The sequence below is a fragment of the Marinobacterium stanieri genome, assembly GCF_900155945.1.
GTDB classification, from domain to species: domain Bacteria; phylum Pseudomonadota; class Gammaproteobacteria; order Pseudomonadales; family Balneatricaceae; genus Marinobacterium; species Marinobacterium stanieri.
In genome coordinates, this window is sequence record NZ_FTMN01000002.1 from 384,826 (window position 1) to 401,092 (window position 16,267).

27 protein-coding genes are annotated in these 16,267 nt (G+C 53.6%); 6 read left to right on the forward strand and 21 right to left on the reverse strand.

All coding sequences use genetic code 11. The annotated features are described in order from the left end of the window. Window positions 1-9 precede the first annotated feature (9 nt). The 9 genes from BW956_RS06765 to BW956_RS06805 form a co-directional block, all read right to left on the reverse strand. Window positions 10-663, reverse strand: coding sequence for an HK97 family phage prohead protease (locus tag BW956_RS06765; protein WP_076461838.1), 654 nt, complete (start codon window positions 661-663; stop codon window positions 10-12). After that, window positions 641-1,858 (reverse strand): phage portal protein, encoded by a 1,218-nt coding sequence (locus tag BW956_RS06770; RefSeq protein ID WP_076461839.1) that lies wholly within the window; start codon window positions 1,856-1,858, stop codon window positions 641-643. The genes BW956_RS06765 and BW956_RS06770 overlap by 23 nt, the downstream gene beginning before the upstream one ends. After that, window positions 1,858-3,570, reverse strand: a complete 1,713-nt coding sequence (locus BW956_RS06775; RefSeq protein WP_076461840.1) for a terminase large subunit — start codon at window positions 3,568-3,570, stop codon at window positions 1,858-1,860. Before BW956_RS06775 ends, BW956_RS06770 begins: the two co-directional genes overlap by 1 nt. A gap of 9 nt (window positions 3,571-3,579) precedes the next feature. Then, on the reverse strand, window positions 3,580-4,062 hold the full coding sequence (locus BW956_RS06780) for a phage terminase small subunit P27 family (RefSeq protein ID WP_076461841.1): 483 nt from the start codon (window positions 4,060-4,062) through the stop codon (window positions 3,580-3,582). 108 nt (window positions 4,063-4,170) lie between these two features. Next, window positions 4,171-4,620 carry an HNH endonuclease gene (locus tag BW956_RS22875; RefSeq protein ID WP_217695096.1) on the reverse strand — a complete coding sequence of 150 codons (450 nt, stop codon included), beginning with the start codon at window positions 4,618-4,620 and terminating at the stop codon, window positions 4,171-4,173. Between the two features lie 153 nt (window positions 4,621-4,773). Next, complete coding sequence (locus BW956_RS06790) at window positions 4,774-5,142, reverse strand: hypothetical protein (protein WP_076461844.1); 369 nt, start codon at window positions 5,140-5,142, stop codon at window positions 4,774-4,776. Continuing rightward, on the reverse strand, window positions 5,139-5,603 hold the full coding sequence (locus BW956_RS06795) for a lysozyme (protein ID WP_076461846.1): 465 nt from the start codon (window positions 5,601-5,603) through the stop codon (window positions 5,139-5,141). The genes BW956_RS06790 and BW956_RS06795 overlap by 4 nt, the downstream gene beginning before the upstream one ends. Continuing rightward, the gene (locus BW956_RS06800) at window positions 5,585-5,821 is read right to left on the reverse strand and encodes a phage holin family protein (protein ID WP_076461848.1); all 237 of its coding nucleotides are present in this window, start codon (window positions 5,819-5,821) and stop codon (window positions 5,585-5,587) included. Before BW956_RS06800 ends, BW956_RS06795 begins: the two co-directional genes overlap by 19 nt. Next, on the reverse strand, window positions 5,818-6,054 hold the full coding sequence (locus tag BW956_RS06805) for a hypothetical protein (RefSeq protein ID WP_076461850.1): 237 nt from the start codon (window positions 6,052-6,054) through the stop codon (window positions 5,818-5,820). The genes BW956_RS06800 and BW956_RS06805 overlap by 4 nt, the downstream gene beginning before the upstream one ends. A 15-nt stretch (window positions 6,055-6,069) precedes the next feature. Here BW956_RS06805 and BW956_RS06810 point away from each other — a divergent pair, with 15 nt between their 5' ends. Both BW956_RS06810 and BW956_RS06815 read left to right on the forward strand, forming a co-directional pair. Beyond that, on the forward strand, window positions 6,070-6,525 hold the full coding sequence (locus BW956_RS06810; protein ID WP_076461852.1) for a DUF6932 family protein: 456 nt from the start codon (window positions 6,070-6,072) through the stop codon (window positions 6,523-6,525). Continuing rightward, a complete protein-coding gene (locus tag BW956_RS06815) occupies window positions 6,522-7,451 on the forward strand; it encodes a hypothetical protein (protein WP_076461853.1) in 930 nt (309 codons plus the stop codon). Before BW956_RS06810 ends, BW956_RS06815 begins: the two co-directional genes overlap by 4 nt. A gap of 49 nt (window positions 7,452-7,500) precedes the next feature. Here the strand turns inward: BW956_RS06815 and BW956_RS06820 are convergent, their stop codons facing one another. The 12 genes from BW956_RS06820 to BW956_RS06875 all read right to left on the reverse strand — a co-directional run bounded on the left by BW956_RS06820 (window position 7,501) and on the right by BW956_RS06875 (window position 13,325). Next, a complete protein-coding gene (locus BW956_RS06820) occupies window positions 7,501-8,022 on the reverse strand; it encodes a hypothetical protein (protein WP_076461855.1) in 522 nt (173 codons plus the stop codon). A 9-nt stretch (window positions 8,023-8,031) separates the two neighbouring features. Continuing rightward, a complete protein-coding gene (locus BW956_RS06825; protein WP_076461856.1) occupies window positions 8,032-8,316 on the reverse strand; it encodes a hypothetical protein in 285 nt (94 codons plus the stop codon). Next, window positions 8,303-8,779: a hypothetical protein gene (locus BW956_RS06830; protein WP_076461858.1), complete on the reverse strand. Its 477-nt coding sequence runs from the start codon at window positions 8,777-8,779 to the stop codon at window positions 8,303-8,305. The genes BW956_RS06825 and BW956_RS06830 overlap by 14 nt, the downstream gene beginning before the upstream one ends. Then, entirely contained in the window at window positions 8,776-9,066 is a 291-nt protein-coding gene (locus BW956_RS06835; protein ID WP_076461859.1) for a hypothetical protein, read from the reverse strand. The genes BW956_RS06830 and BW956_RS06835 overlap by 4 nt, the downstream gene beginning before the upstream one ends. Then, a complete protein-coding gene (locus BW956_RS06840; RefSeq protein ID WP_076461860.1) occupies window positions 9,056-9,250 on the reverse strand; it encodes a hypothetical protein in 195 nt (64 codons plus the stop codon). Before BW956_RS06840 ends, BW956_RS06835 begins: the two co-directional genes overlap by 11 nt. Next, window positions 9,237-9,464 (reverse strand): hypothetical protein, encoded by a 228-nt coding sequence (locus BW956_RS06845; RefSeq protein ID WP_076461862.1) that lies wholly within the window; start codon window positions 9,462-9,464, stop codon window positions 9,237-9,239. Before BW956_RS06845 ends, BW956_RS06840 begins: the two co-directional genes overlap by 14 nt. Then, window positions 9,451-9,681 (reverse strand): hypothetical protein, encoded by a 231-nt coding sequence (locus tag BW956_RS06850; RefSeq protein ID WP_076461863.1) that lies wholly within the window; start codon window positions 9,679-9,681, stop codon window positions 9,451-9,453. Before BW956_RS06850 ends, BW956_RS06845 begins: the two co-directional genes overlap by 14 nt. Further along, window positions 9,678-10,193, reverse strand: a complete 516-nt coding sequence (locus BW956_RS06855) for a DNA N-6-adenine-methyltransferase (protein WP_076461865.1) — start codon at window positions 10,191-10,193, stop codon at window positions 9,678-9,680. The genes BW956_RS06850 and BW956_RS06855 overlap by 4 nt, the downstream gene beginning before the upstream one ends. Window positions 10,194-10,195: 2 nt before the next feature. After that, on the reverse strand, window positions 10,196-11,110 hold the full coding sequence (locus BW956_RS06860; protein WP_076461867.1) for a helix-turn-helix domain-containing protein: 915 nt from the start codon (window positions 11,108-11,110) through the stop codon (window positions 10,196-10,198). Continuing rightward, window positions 11,107-11,877, reverse strand: coding sequence for a Rha family transcriptional regulator (locus BW956_RS06865; protein ID WP_076461869.1), 771 nt, complete (start codon window positions 11,875-11,877; stop codon window positions 11,107-11,109). Before BW956_RS06865 ends, BW956_RS06860 begins: the two co-directional genes overlap by 4 nt. A gap of 526 nt (window positions 11,878-12,403) precedes the next feature. Then, window positions 12,404-13,006, reverse strand: coding sequence for a hypothetical protein (locus BW956_RS06870; protein WP_076461870.1), 603 nt, complete (start codon window positions 13,004-13,006; stop codon window positions 12,404-12,406). Between the two features lie 79 nt (window positions 13,007-13,085). Further along, a complete protein-coding gene (locus tag BW956_RS06875) occupies window positions 13,086-13,325 on the reverse strand; it encodes a YdaS family helix-turn-helix protein (RefSeq protein ID WP_076461872.1) in 240 nt (79 codons plus the stop codon). Between the two features lie 81 nt (window positions 13,326-13,406). Here BW956_RS06875 and BW956_RS06880 point away from each other — a divergent pair, with 81 nt between their 5' ends. From BW956_RS06880 to BW956_RS06895, 4 genes are all read left to right on the forward strand, one after another. Then, window positions 13,407-14,102, forward strand: a complete 696-nt coding sequence (locus BW956_RS06880) for a LexA family transcriptional regulator (RefSeq protein WP_083702964.1) — start codon at window positions 13,407-13,409, stop codon at window positions 14,100-14,102. An 87-nt stretch (window positions 14,103-14,189) separates the two neighbouring features. Beyond that, window positions 14,190-15,308: a hypothetical protein gene (locus BW956_RS06885; protein ID WP_076461876.1), complete on the forward strand. Its 1,119-nt coding sequence runs from the start codon at window positions 14,190-14,192 to the stop codon at window positions 15,306-15,308. Then, window positions 15,305-15,643 (forward strand): STAS-like domain-containing protein, encoded by a 339-nt coding sequence (locus BW956_RS06890; protein WP_076461878.1) that lies wholly within the window; start codon window positions 15,305-15,307, stop codon window positions 15,641-15,643. Before BW956_RS06885 ends, BW956_RS06890 begins: the two co-directional genes overlap by 4 nt. Further along, on the forward strand, window positions 15,636-16,154 hold the full coding sequence (locus BW956_RS06895; RefSeq protein ID WP_076461880.1) for a hypothetical protein: 519 nt from the start codon (window positions 15,636-15,638) through the stop codon (window positions 16,152-16,154). Before BW956_RS06890 ends, BW956_RS06895 begins: the two co-directional genes overlap by 8 nt. Window positions 16,155-16,267: the final 113 nt, after the last annotated feature.

A 16,267-nucleotide genomic window follows, 5' to 3' on the forward strand; every position in this document is an offset into this window, starting at 1 on the left:
GTCCTCGCGTTAGATGCGGTCAATAAATGATTTAAGGGATGTCAGTGCTTTCTCTTGCTCCGCATCTCGCGGTGCGATTCCGCTGTAGCCCTTGGCCATGAAGGCCTGGGCCTGCGCTTTGCTGAACCCTACCTCTCGCAGGGTTCGCTCAACGTCAGATGGGCGGGGCGTCTCGCCTCGGTCCAATGCACTTTTGACGTTGGAGATTCGGGCTTCCTCGTTTGAGGGGAAGGTGACCAGGGATACTTCCCAGAGGTCGATGTCTTTCAGGAGCCAGGCTTCTTTTTCAGAGGCATACTCCCAGTCTTTGATCATGTAGCCGATGGACAGCCCGCCAAGGCTGCCGGCTTTCATGTGGGCATGAGCACGCTTGGCCAGCGGGTCGTCATCGATGAGCAATCGCCCTTTCACATATAGGCCGTGCTCATCTTCTTTCATCTCGGTGTAGACGCCAATTGGCTCTTGCATGTTGTGCTGCCACAGCAGCGCCGGCAGGCGCCCTTTCTCGCGCCAACTATCCAGGCTTGCCTTGAAGGCGCCGGGTACAACGATGTCGTCGTGGCTGTCTTTGTTGCCGAAGACAGAGCCATAGCCTTCAAATTCACCGTTGTCGCTGACCGCCTTGATGGTCAACGGGACGTCAAGACGCTTTGTTGTCAGCATTGGTAGTCTCCGGCTTGGTGGTCATGTTGGTGGGCGTAAGGTAGATGTCACCCCCAACTCGGGGATTTAGGTCTTCCATATCGCGGCATTCATTGGGGCTGAGAATCCCCCAGTTGATGCCCTGCCCGTAGGATTCGTATCGTGTCTTCTGGTCACCGCGCAGCAAAGCGCCAGCATTGAATTTGGCGTAGTGGGTGGCGCGTTCGCCAGGCTTGATCAGGCCAATTCGGATGCGGTTCTCAATGCGAGTGAGGTACGGGACCAGCGAGTAGCTGACGAACCCCATGGATTGGTGTTCGATGTTGCTGAAGGTTGCCCGATCCAGGTTGGCGATCATGTGCGGGGGCACACGGTAGATGGCACAGATTTCGTCGCGCTGGTACTTGCGGGTTTCGAGAAACTGGCTGTCTTCCTGGTTGAGCGCGATGGGCTTCCAGTCGAGGCCCATTTCCAGAATCATCGGCTTGTGGGCGTTGGTCAGCCCCGCTTGATCCTCCTTGAATTGCTTCTGCAGGCGCTCAAAGGCTTTGTCTTCCAGCTTCTGCTCAGTCTGCAGAATGCCGCTGGTTACCGCTCCGTTCTTGAACAGGCGTGCGCCGTGCTCTTCGGTAGCCAGACCCAAGGCGATTGCCTGCCGTGCGTAGGCAACGGGATTCAGGCCGTTCAGCCCGTCGAGTGTTAGCGTGCGGACGTGCCATATCTTCTCCTGGGGCAACTCTTCTGTATGACCGTCGCGGAACGTAACTTTGTAGGTCACCGTCCAATCGTCGTTGAGCTTTGGCTTTACGGCACCGGGGTCGATGGGCAGTAGCTCTTTAACCTTGCCCATTACCTCTACTTTGTATGCGTAGAAATTCCCGCGCAGGCAGAGACAAGCAACCAGCAGCTCCCAGAATTCCTGTGCCGTCATGTAGCCGTTGGGCGCGATAGCCAGCAATTCGTACAACGGGTGATCAGTCGCCGGCTTGCGTATATCGCCAGCGTCACTCATCAGCTTGCATGGCAGCATGCCAACCGACTCAGACAGCACGCGCACACAAGCAAAGACTGTTACCAGCTGCATGGCTGACTGCGTTGTAACACTCCGGCCGGTAAAGGTATCGGCACTGACGCCCAGATAGGCAGCCAGCTTTTCGGGGGTATCGATGACGTCTGATGACGATTTACGCCCGAAAATCTTGGTGAAAAAGCCCATTAAAGCGTCCTGATTCCGTGTTCTGCTATGTGATCGGAGAGCGATGGATCACCAGGCGCATCAGCATTCATGGCCCGGCCAAGCGCCATCAGGATGGCGATGATGCCGTCGATCTTGTTTTCGTTGCGCTCTTTGCGCGGGTAGATGTTGTCCTTGGCGTCCGACTTGGCGGTGACGTTGCTGGCCATCCAGGTGAACAGCGGATCATCTGAGTGAATGAAGCGTTTGCCCGTGATCGCTGCTTCCATCTCCCGCATGGGCGGGCTCATGTTCTGGACGGTGTTGCGATATTCCACGATATCGGCGCCGTCTTTCATGAGCTGGTGAGCCAGCTGGGTAGCGCGCCATGGGTCGTAGGCGATTTCGTTGATCTGGAATATCGCGGCCAGGTCTTTGATCTCTTCGCGTATCTGATCGAAGTCGATCTCTTCCCCGTCGGTGACGACCAGGTGCCCGGCGTTCTGCCAGGACTCATAGGCCGCCCGATTGTTGCCGGCCCGCTCGATTGCGCCTTCTGGCAGGTAGTTGCGGGTGAATGCCGTCCATCGGTCACGGCCAGATTCCAGCCTGTCGCGGAACAGCAGGCCAAGTGAGGCGATATCGGTTTTGCTTGCAAGATCGACACCCAGCCAACACTCTTTCCCTTCCATCTGATCCAGCGTGAGCTCCGGATTACCGCAGGCATGCCAATCGGCCATGTTGAGCCAGGCGGTGCGGGCTGATACCCAGACGTTCAGGTGCTTGGTCAGGAATGCATTGGTTCGGCTTGGATACCGGATGGCATCGCGCTGTTGCTTGAGCAGGAACTCTTCACTGACTGACACACCGAAGTTCGGGTTTGCCTTGATCAGTGTGTTTGGGTCTTGCCAGTCATCATCAGCATCAATGGTGTAGATGATGGCGAACAGTTCATCGTTCGGCATGACACCATCCAGCATCTGCTGGGCTTGGCGTCGCTTGTCGTAACAAGGGCCGGCCAGGTTAAAGCCAGCCGTGGTGATCAGGAACATCAGGCCCTGCTCACGGGCGCCCATGCCGGTGAGCATTGTTTCGTAGAGGTCGGGGCTGTCGTGTTCGTGGTACTCATCAACCAGCGCGCAGCTGGGCGAGCTACCATCCCCCGGGTTGCCAATCAGCGGTTCAAATCGACTGCCATCAGCTGGAATGCTGATGTTCTTGGCCATGATCTCAACACCGGCTGCATTGGTTAGCGCCGGTGTTTTCTCAAGCATCAGCTTGGCTGGGCGGAATACCTCCCAGGCCTGTTTCTCTGTGGTCGCGCCACAGTAGACCTCAGCGCCATATTCTCCATCAGCGCAAAGCATGTAGATGCCCACGCCAGCCGCGATGACTGATTTACCGTTCTTACGCGGGATCTCACAGTAAGCCTCGGTGAAGCGGCGCAGGCCGTCTTTCTTCTTCAGCCAGCCAAACACACTGCAGAATATGAATTTCTGCCAGGGCTCCAGCTCGATCAGCTTGCGCTCTCGTGCCCACTGGCCCTTCGTGTGGGGTAGAAGCTGAACAAAGACACAGGCCTTCTCGGCTTCGTCCTTGTCGAATTTGAATGCAAACCCTCGCTTCTTCGAGAGTTTCAGATCATCCAGGTGGCGCTTACACGCCTGCCGCACCTCCTTGCATGCAGCAATGCGGCCAGCAACGATGTCCCGCGCGTACTTGTTCGCGGCATTGACGTTCGGGTAACTGGCCATTGAGTCTCATCACTTCCCGCCCCGCTTCTTGCCGAGCAATGCGGCGAATGGGTTATCGTCCTCTCCACTCCCTGGCACAGCCAGTCGAACCCGGCTTGCCGGATCCAACCCAAGCGCGGAACCAAACATGGCCATTTGCTTAAGGGACTCATTGATTACAGTTGCGGCCGGATTCTTAACCGGCCCGCCAGTTGCGCCCTCTACAACAGGCCCCTCTTTGGCGTAGTGCTCTTCAGCATCGCGCCAGCGGCTATAGGCAGAACAGAAGGCTTCGAGGTTGTGCAGGTCTGTTGCGGTCAGGATCTTGGAACCCACTAACCAGCTGGCCAAATGATCCCAGGCTTCGGTGCCGAGTTCAGTCAGCCAAACCGGCGCTTCTGGAATTTGCTGAAGTGCTTCAGCCTGAGGTTCAGCATCGTTCAGTTTCCGCTTGCCGGCGTTACCCTGGATGACCTTAAGGCTGCTCGGCTTGGGCTTGCGTCCGCGTGTCATAGATGAGAACCATTCGCGCCGGATTTAATTTTCAATTTCGCGGCTGTAAAAATTTGACTGGGTCATAGCGGTGTCCGGGCTTAAAGGTGTAGAGATTTGACCCCCCCCCTACCCCTGCTGGGCTCGCTTGGCCTCGGCCTGCGTCTTCACGTCATGGCAGGCCTTGCAGATCGCCTGGAGATTGCTGTCTGCATCCGTGCCGCCTTCAGCCTTCGGGATGATGTGGTCAACCTGGGCAGCTGGCGTGACTCGGTTGTTCTTCAGACAGGGTTGGCACAGCCCTTGGTCACGTCGCAGAACGGCATCGCGCTTACGTCGCCACGGTCGGCCGCCTCGGCCCGATCCCTTCCGCGTTGCCCAAGCCTTCCGCGTTGCCCAAGCCTTGTGCAGGTGCTCATGCTCTTCGCAGTAACCATGGCTGGCCGTTGTCTTGTTGCCGCAGGCAGGTGCTCTGCAGGGGCGTGGCGGCTTACTCGGCATTGTGGTTCCAGTGGTGGTGATGCATTGGAGTGTGAAAAATTCTCGATAACCACGTAGTTGCGCCTGCCCCGCGGTCATTTGGGGGTCCCAGGGGCCCCGTCGTTTACGTCCTGAGCTTCGTCGGACCAGCCTCTGACGCTGATTCGATCATCGTTGCACTGCTTTACGAACAACTCACAATGCGCGATGTAGTCCCCGTACGTGCCGTTCAGAGAAGGCGCGACAAGCGTGTCAGTCCAGGTTTGTGGCACCGGTTCCCTCAGGTACTGGGGGGTGGGTTCGAAAAATACGCACCCGCTCAGCAATATCAGCATCAATGCCAGCATTGTGACAGGCGCCAGGATCACCGAGATCACGGAGCTCATCAGCCAATTGACCAGCCCTACGTACAGCATCAGCACGTTGTCGAGCAGTCTCAGCGAGCATTCGGTCGGTCTGTTCATGACGGGCCTGCTGTTCAAGGAGGGTCTGGTTAAGATGGATGATTGCTTGTTCGTACTGGTCCTGTTCTGCTCGGTATTCACCGATGGACATCAGTGACCAGATCAAACCGCCGGCCAGACTGATCAGCAGAGCTGCCAGCATCAGCCAGCGGCTCACAGCCCTACCTCACAGAGTTCACGCTCTACCTGCCGGCGCCTCACAAGCCCCTCAAGCTTGCGGCCACCGGCATACACCCAGCGTGATAACTCAGCGCAGGCCCCGGCAGGGTCACCGGCGTTGAGCTTACGAAGCAGTGTTGAGCGCTTGAATGCGCCCTCACCTACGTTGAATACAAATGAAGCCAATGCAGCTCTTCGCTCAATGGGCAGCTGTACCTGGGCATGGCGATCTACAGCAGCCAAAGCTTTACCAAGGTCTGCTTTCAATAGTTCGTCGCACTGTGCGTCAGTGTGGGTCTGACCCAGTTTTGCCGATTCAGTGTGGCCATAGCAGATAGTTACCACACCCACAGGATCGACATAGGCTTCAGGTTCATTGCCTTCAAACAGCGTTACAACGGCTGTTGCCATTGAGACAGTGGCTGTCAGCGCAATTGCAGCTACTCGTTTCTTGAGCATTCGCGTGCCTCCCGTCGACTCTTACGCCACTGGGCGAACTGATACCGGTAACGGGGGATCAGCAGGCCTATCTGAAGGGCCAGATAAATCAGGGTAATGATTGCCACCCAGTCACTCAGTGATAGGCCCAGCAGGTAATGGGCACTTGTCACGGCGATTGGCGGAGCGGCTTTACCAGCTTCAACGCCAATGTCATGGAGTACAGACTGGTTACTCATGGGATGCTGCGGTCCTTTTGGGGCGCCACAGCCAGGCTGCAGCGGTGGGGAATTTCGCTGCAGAACAGGCACAAAAAAGCCCCGCGATTGCGAGGCTTGCTGTCGATTGCGGTCACTGCGACCAGCATGGCTAAACTGTAGCTTTGCTTTCTCGCATTTTCAAGAAAACCACTGTATTTTTTCACAGTATCGGTGGTTGCCTGGGTTTGATAGGATCTTGTTGCGATTTTCATACATAGGGAGCTTGGATGAAAAAGTGCTACCCACCTTTATTCCCGCCTGGGTTTCATGACATAGCTATTGCTGATATACATTCGCTGTTTGTTGCCCCTTTTCGCGACAACTCTCGTCGAACTATGCTGTCTAAGAAGCTAATGGAGTACATAGACGATCTTCAAAGTGTGCTTCAACCACATGGCGTAGCTGGCGAGTTGTGGATTGATGGTTCGTTTGGCACGGAAAAAATTCATCCAGATGATGTGGATCTAATAGTATTCATACCAGGTGCTGACTTAAACTCGCTGCCGCCACATTCACAGCAGAGACTGCAAGGTTTGCTGAATACAAGCTACGCTAAAGTAAATTACAGCTGTGATGCTTATTTTTGCGTAACTGAAGACCAACCCCAAAGGAGTTACTGGCGTGGCTGGTTCATGTTTGACCGCGATGAGCAGCCCAAGGGAATTGCAAGGGTGACGATATGACTAATACTACACATTCTCTCCCACTTGCGGAGAGAAAGACAGCTGTCGAGGAAATGCTAAAGTCTCTTGAAGATAAGACTGACTTTGCATCAAGCCTAATGCGCAGCTCTCTAGATAGTCATTTGTCCGATGTTCGTGAACAGCTGAATGAATCAGAGACCTCATCCGATCAGCGTGAGGTTGTCGAGATGCGCCTTTCGGGAGCTTCCGTAGATTCAGGAACAACTCCTGCGCAGCTTCTCTCCAATGTTCTTAAGCATTTCAATTCTGGCATTGCTCGAGCAGCGCATAAAATTGTCACGGGCCGTGATTCTCAAAAAACATCTAGTGCAATTCATGAACTTTTGGACTTAAGGTTTTACCGGCTCCAGCCTGGCTCTGCCAGGGTAACCTTAACAGCCAGTTCAAATGGGGACCTAGCCGGGAATACGACTAAAGAGACGCTGGACCAAGTCTTTAATTTTTTGGAGAGTCTAGATAGTGAAGAGCGCTTCATTGATCAGGTCTCAAATATTGGCTTGAACTCACTTAATAGTTTTAATGCTCTCGCGAACGATATTGCTAAATCAAGCCTGTCCGTAAGCCTCAACTGGCCCGATGCAGAATCTGGTCGATCCCACTCTTGGCGGGCCGGTAAAGCTGAATTCGAATTGCTTAAAGCAAGAACCAAATCAATTGATATTCGGCGCACATCTGTAGAACGTCTTGATGGCATTGTGACGCTTGTTGGTGAAAAAGGCGTTCTCAGCCTCAGGACTGATGCCGGAGAGGAGGTTCGAGCAAGGTTTTCTGAAAAGCTTCTCGATAGCGTTCAGGCATCATGTCATCTTGGCTCCAAAATCACAGCGGACTTTGACGTTACAACTATTGGAAACACTACTGTTCAAGTTCAAAAAAAGTCCTACTTATTGAAACAAATAGTCTAATATTTACGCCCCTCGAATCCGAGGGGCTTTTCTATACCGCTACTCTCTGTCAGCCAGCCTTTTGTAGAAGATCCTTTATCTGATCTATCTCATCCAGTTTTTTTCCCAATTCATCCCGTGCCTTTACCAATCTCAACGCATACTGTCGATCACCCAACCCCAATCGCCCACACACCACATGTGCCGGGTCCTTCTGCCAATACCGCTGCGCCAACAGCACCAGCGAATACTCAGGCTTGATCTGCCCTTTCCGGATGGTCACGCCCAGGCCTGAGCAGGTACCACAGACCGGCTCATCACCCTTCCCGCAATCCTTACACGGCTCTGGCATGCCCAGCAGCCACTGGATGATGGTCAACTCTGCGTGGCGCTTTCGTGTAGCGCCAGCGGCCTGAAGCATGAAGTCATTCGAAGTATCCATACCAGACGGCGGCGGGAGATCCCCTTTCCACACCTGTAAGCGGTGCAGATCATTTTCACCATGCCAGCCCCGTTCGTGGCGCTCCAGGTGATTGAGGTACACCGTCAGTAGGTTATCGATCCGGCTACGCATTTCCCTGGTTACTGCCATACATCCCCCTCAATCAATCTTGCTGCCGACACGTGATTCTGGCACCACCTTGGCGTACAGCCGCCTCATCTCAGAAAGATCACGCCGAGCAATTATCAACGCACTTGCCAAGCCATCAGCCAGGTCAGCGAAGTAATCCTGCTCCACCTCACTCAGACCCAACCCACCACAGTGGCCACAGATGTATTCAGAGGTTGCGCCGCGGATTACACCGGTACCGAAACAGTGGTCACAACGGGTACCCTTGGGGGCCTCGATCTGGAGCGGTCGGTTCTTCAATTTACGCTTTTGCACGCTGCTGCCTCCTTGTCACTGACAGCGCCAGCATGGCGGCGTCCCGGGTGTCTTCGCTGCTGCGCCCTTCCCAGCCGGTCATCTTCTTGAACAAATCAGCCTTACGCTTCGCCGCTTTAGCGGTACCACCCAGAGGCTTAACCAGGGTGTAGCTGGCGCCGATACGCTCCAGCCACATCACAATCAGTTCGGCGCTATGCTTCACCCGTCCAACCTTCTGACTGATGCAGTTCATTTGGGCCTGCTCCTTCTGGCGAGACCCGCGCTGAATCTTCCGGCCATAGGTCGCCTTATTGGCCTGCACATCCTCAACAGCGAAGTGGGCGCCAGCCTGGTGCTGCTCAATGGTCCATTCCTGCAGGTCGAAGAAATCCATGGTTTTCAGGTCAACAAGTTTCCCGTCCTGAAAAATGCCGATCCCGCTTTTCTTGGAATCTGGATCAATACCGATAATCAAACTCAAAACGGAATCTCCTCATCCTTAAACGCCGCCGACGTAACCGCACGCACATGCAGAAACCGATACTTGTTGCCCGTAATCCACTGATAGCCGCAGGTATCGTTTACCAGGCGCAGATCCAGAACGTGATACGCCAGCTGCTGCAACGGAATGTCAGAGCGGCAGCGCTGCAAACGCTCGCCGGCTGGAACCCGCATGCCGTTGAACCGGCAGTCCTGCTCCAGAGCCGCAAACTCGACCCGGGCAGCCCGCCAGCAGCTCCTCCAGATGTCTCGTGCTTCAATCTGCATTAACGCTCTCCTTCCATTGCGCTCGCATGGCCTTCTCAACCTCAGAACGGCTAATCGGGCTCATGCGGCTTGTTTCCCACATAAACGTCTGCTTGCGGTCATGCCGGGTTGGAATCGCGCGCAGTTTCTTAACCAGCGCCACCACATCGATGCCGTGCACTACGTTTTGATCAACCACACTCACCCAGATACCCCCGCACCTGTGCTGAAATATCCGTCTCCATCAGAGCGGTATCGTCATGCGACTGTGCCGCCTCCTCCAGTGTTTCAGGCGTAACACCCATCTTGAGCGCCAGCCCGATCAGTGCATGGCTATTGGCACGGCTTCCACTCTCAAACAGCAGATTCACAACCAGGAGCCGGTCCGCCTCGGTGATCAGTCCATCAGTTAGGTTCATTGGAGGCCTCTTTATTCAGGTCGTTGATCAGTTCCCGCAGCTGGCGAGCGGCACAGTGCGGGTACCCGGTTTCAATCTTGATGACGACTTCAGAGGCGGCTTCCGAAAACGCGCGCAGGGATTCAGACGCCTTCTGGGCATTCTCGACCAGGGCGCGGTGTGCTTTTTTCAGCGCTTCGTTTTGGTCGTTGATGATGCGTTTCTGTTTTTCGCTCATGCTGCTGCGCTCCCTGTGTTTCGAATGTAAACGCCGCGATCGCTCATTTTTTCCAAGGCTGATGCGCAGTCATCGCCCCATGCAAACATCACAGTGCCAGCGCCACTCCGGCTCTTTTTATGCTGATTCTCATGCCCGGGTACAAACTGAATTCGCCCCTGGATAAACAGCATTGCAGTCGCGGATCTCATTGCGGCCTGACACCAAGTAGTGTCGGTACGGCTAAACACCAGTGCTATACCGTGGCCGTGATCAATCATTCGCCCCATCCACGCCGGGGTTTCTTTGCCATATGGAGGGTTGAGCCAGACACGGCCATGCCACTGCTTGCTAAGACCGTCATCAAAAACCGTGTACTTGGTATTAGCTGGAACAGCTGTCTCCATGTCGTGCGGGCTTGATGGATCAAGGTCAAACTGAAGGCCCAGGGCATCAAATACCCACTGCGGGGTGTACCACTCGACACTTTTAATTGGCGATCGCACTACTTCAGTCCCAAAGAAGCCGCTCATGCTCAATCCCCCCAGCTCGTATCTTCGATATCCATAACCGACGCCGACAGGTCTGCTCGCTTCTGCTGGCGCGACTGGTTGGCGGCAACGGCTGCACTGCTGGGCACACGTTGCAGCTGGCGCAGTAGCTTGTGTTCCCACTGGGCCTGATTGAACTCACGGCCGGAGGCTTCCCAGTAGCTGCGGAACTCACCCAGAATGCTCTCCTGCTGGGCAGGCTCCAGGCTGGACAGGTTCACGCCTGCAGTGCGGCAACGCTCCGAGAACAACTCAGACGGAACCCACTGCCAGTGCATGGGGAAGCGATCAGGGTTCGTGGTGGCCGGTACAACTGGCCCTGAATCCACGTGACTGAAAATCGCATCCTGGTGTGCCTGCTCGTCAGGGTCGACAGGCGGGTGATCAGCAACCGGTGCGCTGCTGCTGGATGCGCCAGCATCAACAACAGGTTCAGTGACTGGTTCCAGTGACCGGTTCTGCAACCCGTTTTCGGGTACATTCAAAAACCCGTTTTCGGGGGCATTCAAGGTACCGCTTTTGGGAATATTCCCGTTTTCGGGTACGTTCCCGTTTTCGGGTGCATTTGCGGGCCCGCCGGCCTCTTTCGTAATGTTCCCTTTTTTGGGGTGATTCGGTTTCTGGGGTGGCTTCGTATCCAGCATCAAGCGGAACACCCGCACGCGGCGCGTTGGGCCTTTGCGTTCACCTGTGTCGCGTATCAGCCCAAGCTCTACCAGATGGTTAATGCCGGCCTGGACCGTCTTTTTATTCAACGACGTGTCTTTGACCAGGCGATCAATACTTGGGAAGCAGCAATGCTCCTCGTCAGCACGGTCAGCCATCGACAGCAGGATCAGTTTCAATGGGGCTTTGCCGGGGTTTACGTCCCATGCCCAGTCAGTAGCGGCTCTGCTCACTGCATCACCTCCGACGCATGACCGATCTTGCGGTTCCAGGTCTTCTTCATGGGGAGTTCTTCTTTCGTATACATCTGGAACAGGCGGACAGCGCCGGCACGCAACAGCACCGGGTAATGGCGCTCCTGTTCCTCTCCTGTGATGGGGTGTTTCCAGATAGTGGTGCGTTCAGCCAGGTGTTTATCACGCGCCTTACTGTTCACGCGCCAGCCGCTAAAGCCGTTACGACGCAGCCAACCAATGGATGCCAGATATTTCTGCACCTCCTGGCAGTTCACGCCGTTCAGGGTGCGGGCAAAGTCGGTAATGCGCATGCCTTCAACGAAATGCGCCTGCAGATGCTCCAGATCCTCCCGCACCTGCTTATTCTCCAGCGCCAGCTGCTGGCCCTGCTCGATAGCGTCAGCCCAGGCACGGGCCGCGACGGCGGGGTTGCTGAAATCCGGCAACTGGTAAGAATTGCTTACAGGTTGCGCTTCCAGCTCCTGCCAGCGGTCGATTATGGCTGCGCGCATCTGTAGGTTGTAACCGGATACCAGGATCAGCGTTTCACGCTTGGGCAACCGGAAAATCGGGTAAGACTGGCCGTTCTGCGGGTTACGGTGGGTATCCTCAAATTTGAGGACACCCCTTTCCCCATGCAACTCGGACAACATGGCACGTGCATCACGCATCACGTTATCATGGCGCTTGCCCGTGAGCTTCGCAATTTCACGAGTGCTCATGGTCAGCGTCTGGTTGTTGTCGATCGTCATTAACTGCTGCATAATGAAACCCTCTTGTAGATAACCCGATGTGGCTGGCCTGCCGTTACGCATCGGGTTTTCTTTTGCCTATTCGTAGCTGCCGCGCCCAAGTATTGGATGACGCGAATATTCCACTGGGAGCCGTCGCACGGCATTCACAGCAACTGAAAGACGCCCTGTTCCATTGATTCATCACCGGCCACCTGAAACACATAAAACCGGCCAAGGCGTCTATCGGTTGCCCCTCTCTGTCGCCACCGGCGAGGGATACCGGCTATGTGGGGGAACGGTAAAAACCCCGGCCTGCAGATTACTTAGGGCTCCCATCTGCCAGAGGAACAAACGCCCGATTAGAGCCTGCCGTCTCTCCGGCTGTCCGCGACCCTACTGAACCGGCGCAACCCAACTGCTGCTATATGACCGGCTGTTCAGGAGATCGCCCAGGCAAGGAGTAGGGAAACCCGTCGATCTGCTGCTGCGGTTATTTCATGCCCGGTCACTCACAGCTGATACCGGTCGGCGCCAACCCCGCCGCTGGGTACTGCGTTTACTGGGAGTAAGCACGCTCCAGCGCATTGGCCGTCGACTCCATGAGCGCAGCCGGCACCGGTGCATGGTGACGAATCAGTTCAGCACCACGGCGGTTGAATTCGATCAAGTCAGTGAGATTCACAGGGCGTGGTGACTCGGACACCAACTCACTCAGCTGAGCCAGCGCTTCATCCAGACTGGTGCGATCAGAATCAATCACGGTCAGTGGCTCGCTCTCCTGCTCCAACACCACTTCACCTGCGCCAGCGGTAATAACAGGCAGCTCCTCGAATACGGCAGCTACCTCTTCCGTGGTAGACGGGATCTCATCCGCATCAGACGCCTGATCAGCGCCAGCAGGAACGGCATCAGCCGCAACAAAAAACCCGTACTCCGCAGCCGCGCCAGCGCCTCGTTCGGTCAGGTAGTAACGGATGGTCAATCCAGAGCCATCTCTATCCACCAGGCCGTCATCATTCAGAAGCCCCTTGGCAGCAGCCTCGAATTCAGACGCCCTGCGGCAGGTAGCCGAACGAGACATCAACAAGCCCGCATCGATACCGGGTTGGGCGGCGATGAGCTTCAGCAGTTCAAGTTTTCGGTCCGCGTGTACGGTCATGGCTTCACCTGTATGGATTTACATGTAGTGCCTGGCATAAAAAAAACAGGCGCCAGCAGTGATACTGAAGTCATCTCAATTAGCCTTCTGTGCTGCTGATGCCGACTATTGGCAACCCATCATCTGGGTTTGGGTAGATGTCAGGGCGCAGACTATGTGGTGCGACTTCCCAGCGTCGTTTCTCGCAGTACTGCAGAACGAACTCAGCTGGAACACGCCCACGTGTTCGCCAGTTATTTATTCGCTGGAGCGATACCCCAAGCGTTTTTGCCAATGGAGTTGGGCCAAATTCTTGAATATCACGCTCAAGTACATTCATGCCTGAAATCTAAACATTGTGTGTAGTTTGGTCAACAATACGTTTATTGATTAGCGTCCGCAAGACGTAAACAATCTGTTTATGAATGAAATGATCGAAAGAGTGGATGCTGAGTTACAATCGCGACAATGGTCTCGAGCTGACTTGGCGAGAAAACTTGGCTACTCAGAGCAACGCCTTATGAACTGGTGGAAACGCGGAATTCCAGCCAGTGAACATTCTCGTGTTGCGAAAGTGCTCGACTGGACTGTCGATCATCTGCTCACAGGCAGTGCACCTACCAGCGCCAGTGGTCAAAGCAAAGAAAACCACTCCCTGTTAGAAGCCAGCATCGCATCCGATCAAATGACGACATCAGTGCCCGTTATGGACCAGGAGTTTTCTGCCGGCCAAGGCGCTGCTGCTCAGAGCATTGAAGACTTTTTTGATGGGCATAGAGATATCAGTTTGTCCGACTTGGACGCACATGGCATTCAGCCAAGCAACGCACGCATCATCAAGATCCGTGGCGACTCGATGTGGCCTACCCTCTGGGGCGGTGATGAAGTTCTGGCAGACACCCATGTGCCCCGTCTGACCAGCAGCAAAATTTATGCGTTCGAGTTTGATGGTGAGTTGAAGGTGAAGCGTTTCACCAAGAAGATGGATGGCAGTTGGCTGATTTCAAGTGACAACAAAGACGATCCGGCCTACACCGATGAGATCGTATCGGCTCACAACGCCCAGCAACTAAGGGTTATTGCTGAGGTTAAGAAGTTAGTATCACGAAATTTATAGCTTGTTTGCCGTGTGACTTAGGTAGCTAAAGCACCTTCTCTTGTCTCAATCGTGATTTCTATTTGAACATACAGCATCAAGGAACAGATGAAGAAAAGAACCAGAGAGCAGCTACAGCGTGAGCTGTTGGCCGGACTTAAAAGACATAGACGTTACCTGGCCCGTAAAGAAACTCCTTCAGTTCCAGGAAGAAGCCTCAGGAATAGTCATAATCACTCGATCTTTCATGGATACAGATCGATAGATGCCCCTGAGTTACTTTCGATTTACAACATATCGAAAGAAGATGGCAGCCTCTACACTCAAGCCATTGATTTTTACGACCAAATCCGGCGATATGTTGGCCAAGAGAAGTGTGTGATCAGCTTCAAAAATACTCAAGTCATCTCTGCAGCTGCCATAGTGGTGATCTACGCGGCTATTGAAGAGTCACTTCAGAAAGGTACAGCAAGGGCCACTATCGAATGGTCCGGTTCTAACTCGGCTGTCGTAGTGAACAAGCAGCTTCGAAATATCAATATCCATCTTCTCATTCAAAGAAAGCAAATTACTTACAGCTTTAGAAACAGTCAAAGCATGCCTATCGTAAGAGGCACGTCAAACCAGTATGTTGACGACATCATCGACTACGTCCAACAATTCATCTACGAGAACGAAATGTCTCCTGAAGAGGAGTATATTTTCGCTGACGCTGTAACTGAAGCCATCAACAATGTTGGACTTCATGCCTATCCAGACACCGATGCTCAGGACAGGAACTGGTGGCTGATGTGTGACGTGAAAGATGGCCAGTTGTTTTTGGCCATTTATGATACTGGTGTGGGGATTCCTGCCACTGTGCTTGAAAAAAAGTGGTTCTGGGCTTCACTTAAGGCTTTTTACCCAGAGGAGTACAATGAGCTGATCAAGCTGATCCCCGGATTTGAGAGCTCTGGGCTTAAATTTGTAGTACCCCAGAAGCTCAAGGATGCTCAAATGATATACTTATCTATGCAGGGTGATGTTACCGGGACAAGAAGAAGTAAGCATGGGCAGGGAAGTAAAAGCATCAGAGCATTGGTAGATGACACTGAAGACGGTAAGCTCTGGATCTTCAGCCACAAAGGTCTATACACCTACCCGGCAGAAGACAATGAAACAGGATTATACAAACTACCCAAACAGCTACCCGGAACGCTAGTGCAGTGGAACATTAAGCTATCATGACAACAAAAACGATTTCTGTGGTTAACGACTTCAACCCAAGGCCTTATGGTAGATACTATGAGGATGGCGAGGGTTCCGGACAGGCCTTCCGTGAGAAACTGATGGCACCAGCGCTGCGTGAGTTTGATACTGTTCACATTGACCTGAATGGTTACAATCGTTACGGACGTTCATTTCTTGACGAAGCTTTTGGAGGGCTCATTCGCGAAGAAGGATTCACCAAATCTGAGCTTGATGAAAAATTAAGCTACGCTCACGATTTAGTCAAAAGCATAGAAGACACGATTACTGACAGAATTGAAGCCGCAGCTAGGGATTGCAGCAACGGTGACTAACCCACTTCCTCTCTATATTGCCATCATCGGGTGGCTCATTGTTCTTCTCCTTAATAATCGAACCCTCAAACGGTCCGAAATTTCACGGATCAAAGATAGATTAATTGACAAGCTAGATTCCTGCATTTCTTGGTTAGACTCAGAAATTAACTCTGATGCATTTGAACCATCTCTTGCGGAAGTTCAGCTATCCGGAAAAGCTACTCTAATTGAACTGAAAGTACGGCAGCTCAATCATTATGTTGGCACCGAGCTGTTGCCCGTATCAGAAATTTCAAATATCAGGGCATTGGACGTTTTCCAACCAAACAAAGCAGAACTATTGGTTGAGGCTACGGAAACCATCTCGGACCTTATAGAGAAGGTTGAGATCCGATATGACGAATTTTATTTCTCCACCCCTCTACCCAAGCGGCTTTGGATGTCGCACCGTCAAACGATGATGGGAGCCTTTCTAAGCTTACTGCTTATCATTGCATTCTTAACATCAACTAGACTGATGATCGAATAGCTACTATGTGGCATATCGCGGCCGCTTGATACACCAGTTTGAGCTCGATTCAATAATAGCTTATCTTGAGTTGCTTCCTAAAACATAGCCACTAATTCTTACTCTCGTACTAA

Excerpts from the sequence above, each read along its gene's own strand:
- BW956_RS06765 (WP_076461838.1), bottom strand. The coding sequence starts at position 663 with ATGCTGACAACAAAGCGTCTTGACGTCCCGTTGACCATCAAGGCGGTC.
- BW956_RS06770 (WP_076461839.1), bottom strand. The coding sequence starts at position 1,858 with ATGGGCTTTTTCACCAAGATTTTCGGGCGTAAATCGTCATCAGACGTC.
- BW956_RS06775 (WP_076461840.1), bottom strand. The coding sequence starts at position 3,570 with ATGGCCAGTTACCCGAACGTCAATGCCGCGAACAAGTACGCGCGGGAC.
- BW956_RS06780 (WP_076461841.1), bottom strand. The coding sequence starts at position 4,062 with ATGACACGCGGACGCAAGCCCAAGCCGAGCAGCCTTAAGGTCATCCAG.
- BW956_RS22875 (WP_217695096.1), bottom strand. The coding sequence starts at position 4,620 with ATGACCGCGGGGCAGGCGCAACTACGTGGTTATCGAGAATTTTTCACA.
- BW956_RS06795 (WP_076461846.1), bottom strand. The coding sequence starts at position 5,603 with ATGCTCAAGAAACGAGTAGCTGCAATTGCGCTGACAGCCACTGTCTCA.
- BW956_RS06800 (WP_076461848.1), bottom strand. The coding sequence starts at position 5,821 with ATGAGTAACCAGTCTGTACTCCATGACATTGGCGTTGAAGCTGGTAAA.
- BW956_RS06805 (WP_076461850.1), bottom strand. The coding sequence starts at position 6,054 with ATGAAAATCGCAACAAGATCCTATCAAACCCAGGCAACCACCGATACT.
- BW956_RS06810 (WP_076461852.1), top strand. The coding sequence starts at position 6,070 with ATGAAAAAGTGCTACCCACCTTTATTCCCGCCTGGGTTTCATGACATA.
- BW956_RS06815 (WP_076461853.1), top strand. The coding sequence starts at position 6,522 with ATGACTAATACTACACATTCTCTCCCACTTGCGGAGAGAAAGACAGCT.
- BW956_RS06820 (WP_076461855.1), bottom strand. The coding sequence starts at position 8,022 with ATGGCAGTAACCAGGGAAATGCGTAGCCGGATCGATAACCTACTGACG.
- BW956_RS06835 (WP_076461859.1), bottom strand. The coding sequence starts at position 9,066 with ATGCAGATTGAAGCACGAGACATCTGGAGGAGCTGCTGGCGGGCTGCC.
- BW956_RS06845 (WP_076461862.1), bottom strand. The coding sequence starts at position 9,464 with ATGAACCTAACTGATGGACTGATCACCGAGGCGGACCGGCTCCTGGTT.
- BW956_RS06850 (WP_076461863.1), bottom strand. The coding sequence starts at position 9,681 with ATGAGCGAAAAACAGAAACGCATCATCAACGACCAAAACGAAGCGCTG.
- BW956_RS06855 (WP_076461865.1), bottom strand. The coding sequence starts at position 10,193 with ATGAGCGGCTTCTTTGGGACTGAAGTAGTGCGATCGCCAATTAAAAGT.
- BW956_RS06865 (WP_076461869.1), bottom strand. The coding sequence starts at position 11,877 with ATGCAGCAGTTAATGACGATCGACAACAACCAGACGCTGACCATGAGC.
- BW956_RS06870 (WP_076461870.1), bottom strand. The coding sequence starts at position 13,006 with ATGACCGTACACGCGGACCGAAAACTTGAACTGCTGAAGCTCATCGCC.
- BW956_RS06875 (WP_076461872.1), bottom strand. The coding sequence starts at position 13,325 with ATGAATGTACTTGAGCGTGATATTCAAGAATTTGGCCCAACTCCATTG.
- BW956_RS06880 (WP_083702964.1), top strand. The coding sequence starts at position 13,407 with ATGAATGAAATGATCGAAAGAGTGGATGCTGAGTTACAATCGCGACAA.
- BW956_RS06885 (WP_076461876.1), top strand. The coding sequence starts at position 14,190 with ATGAAGAAAAGAACCAGAGAGCAGCTACAGCGTGAGCTGTTGGCCGGA.
- BW956_RS06890 (WP_076461878.1), top strand. The coding sequence starts at position 15,305 with ATGACAACAAAAACGATTTCTGTGGTTAACGACTTCAACCCAAGGCCT.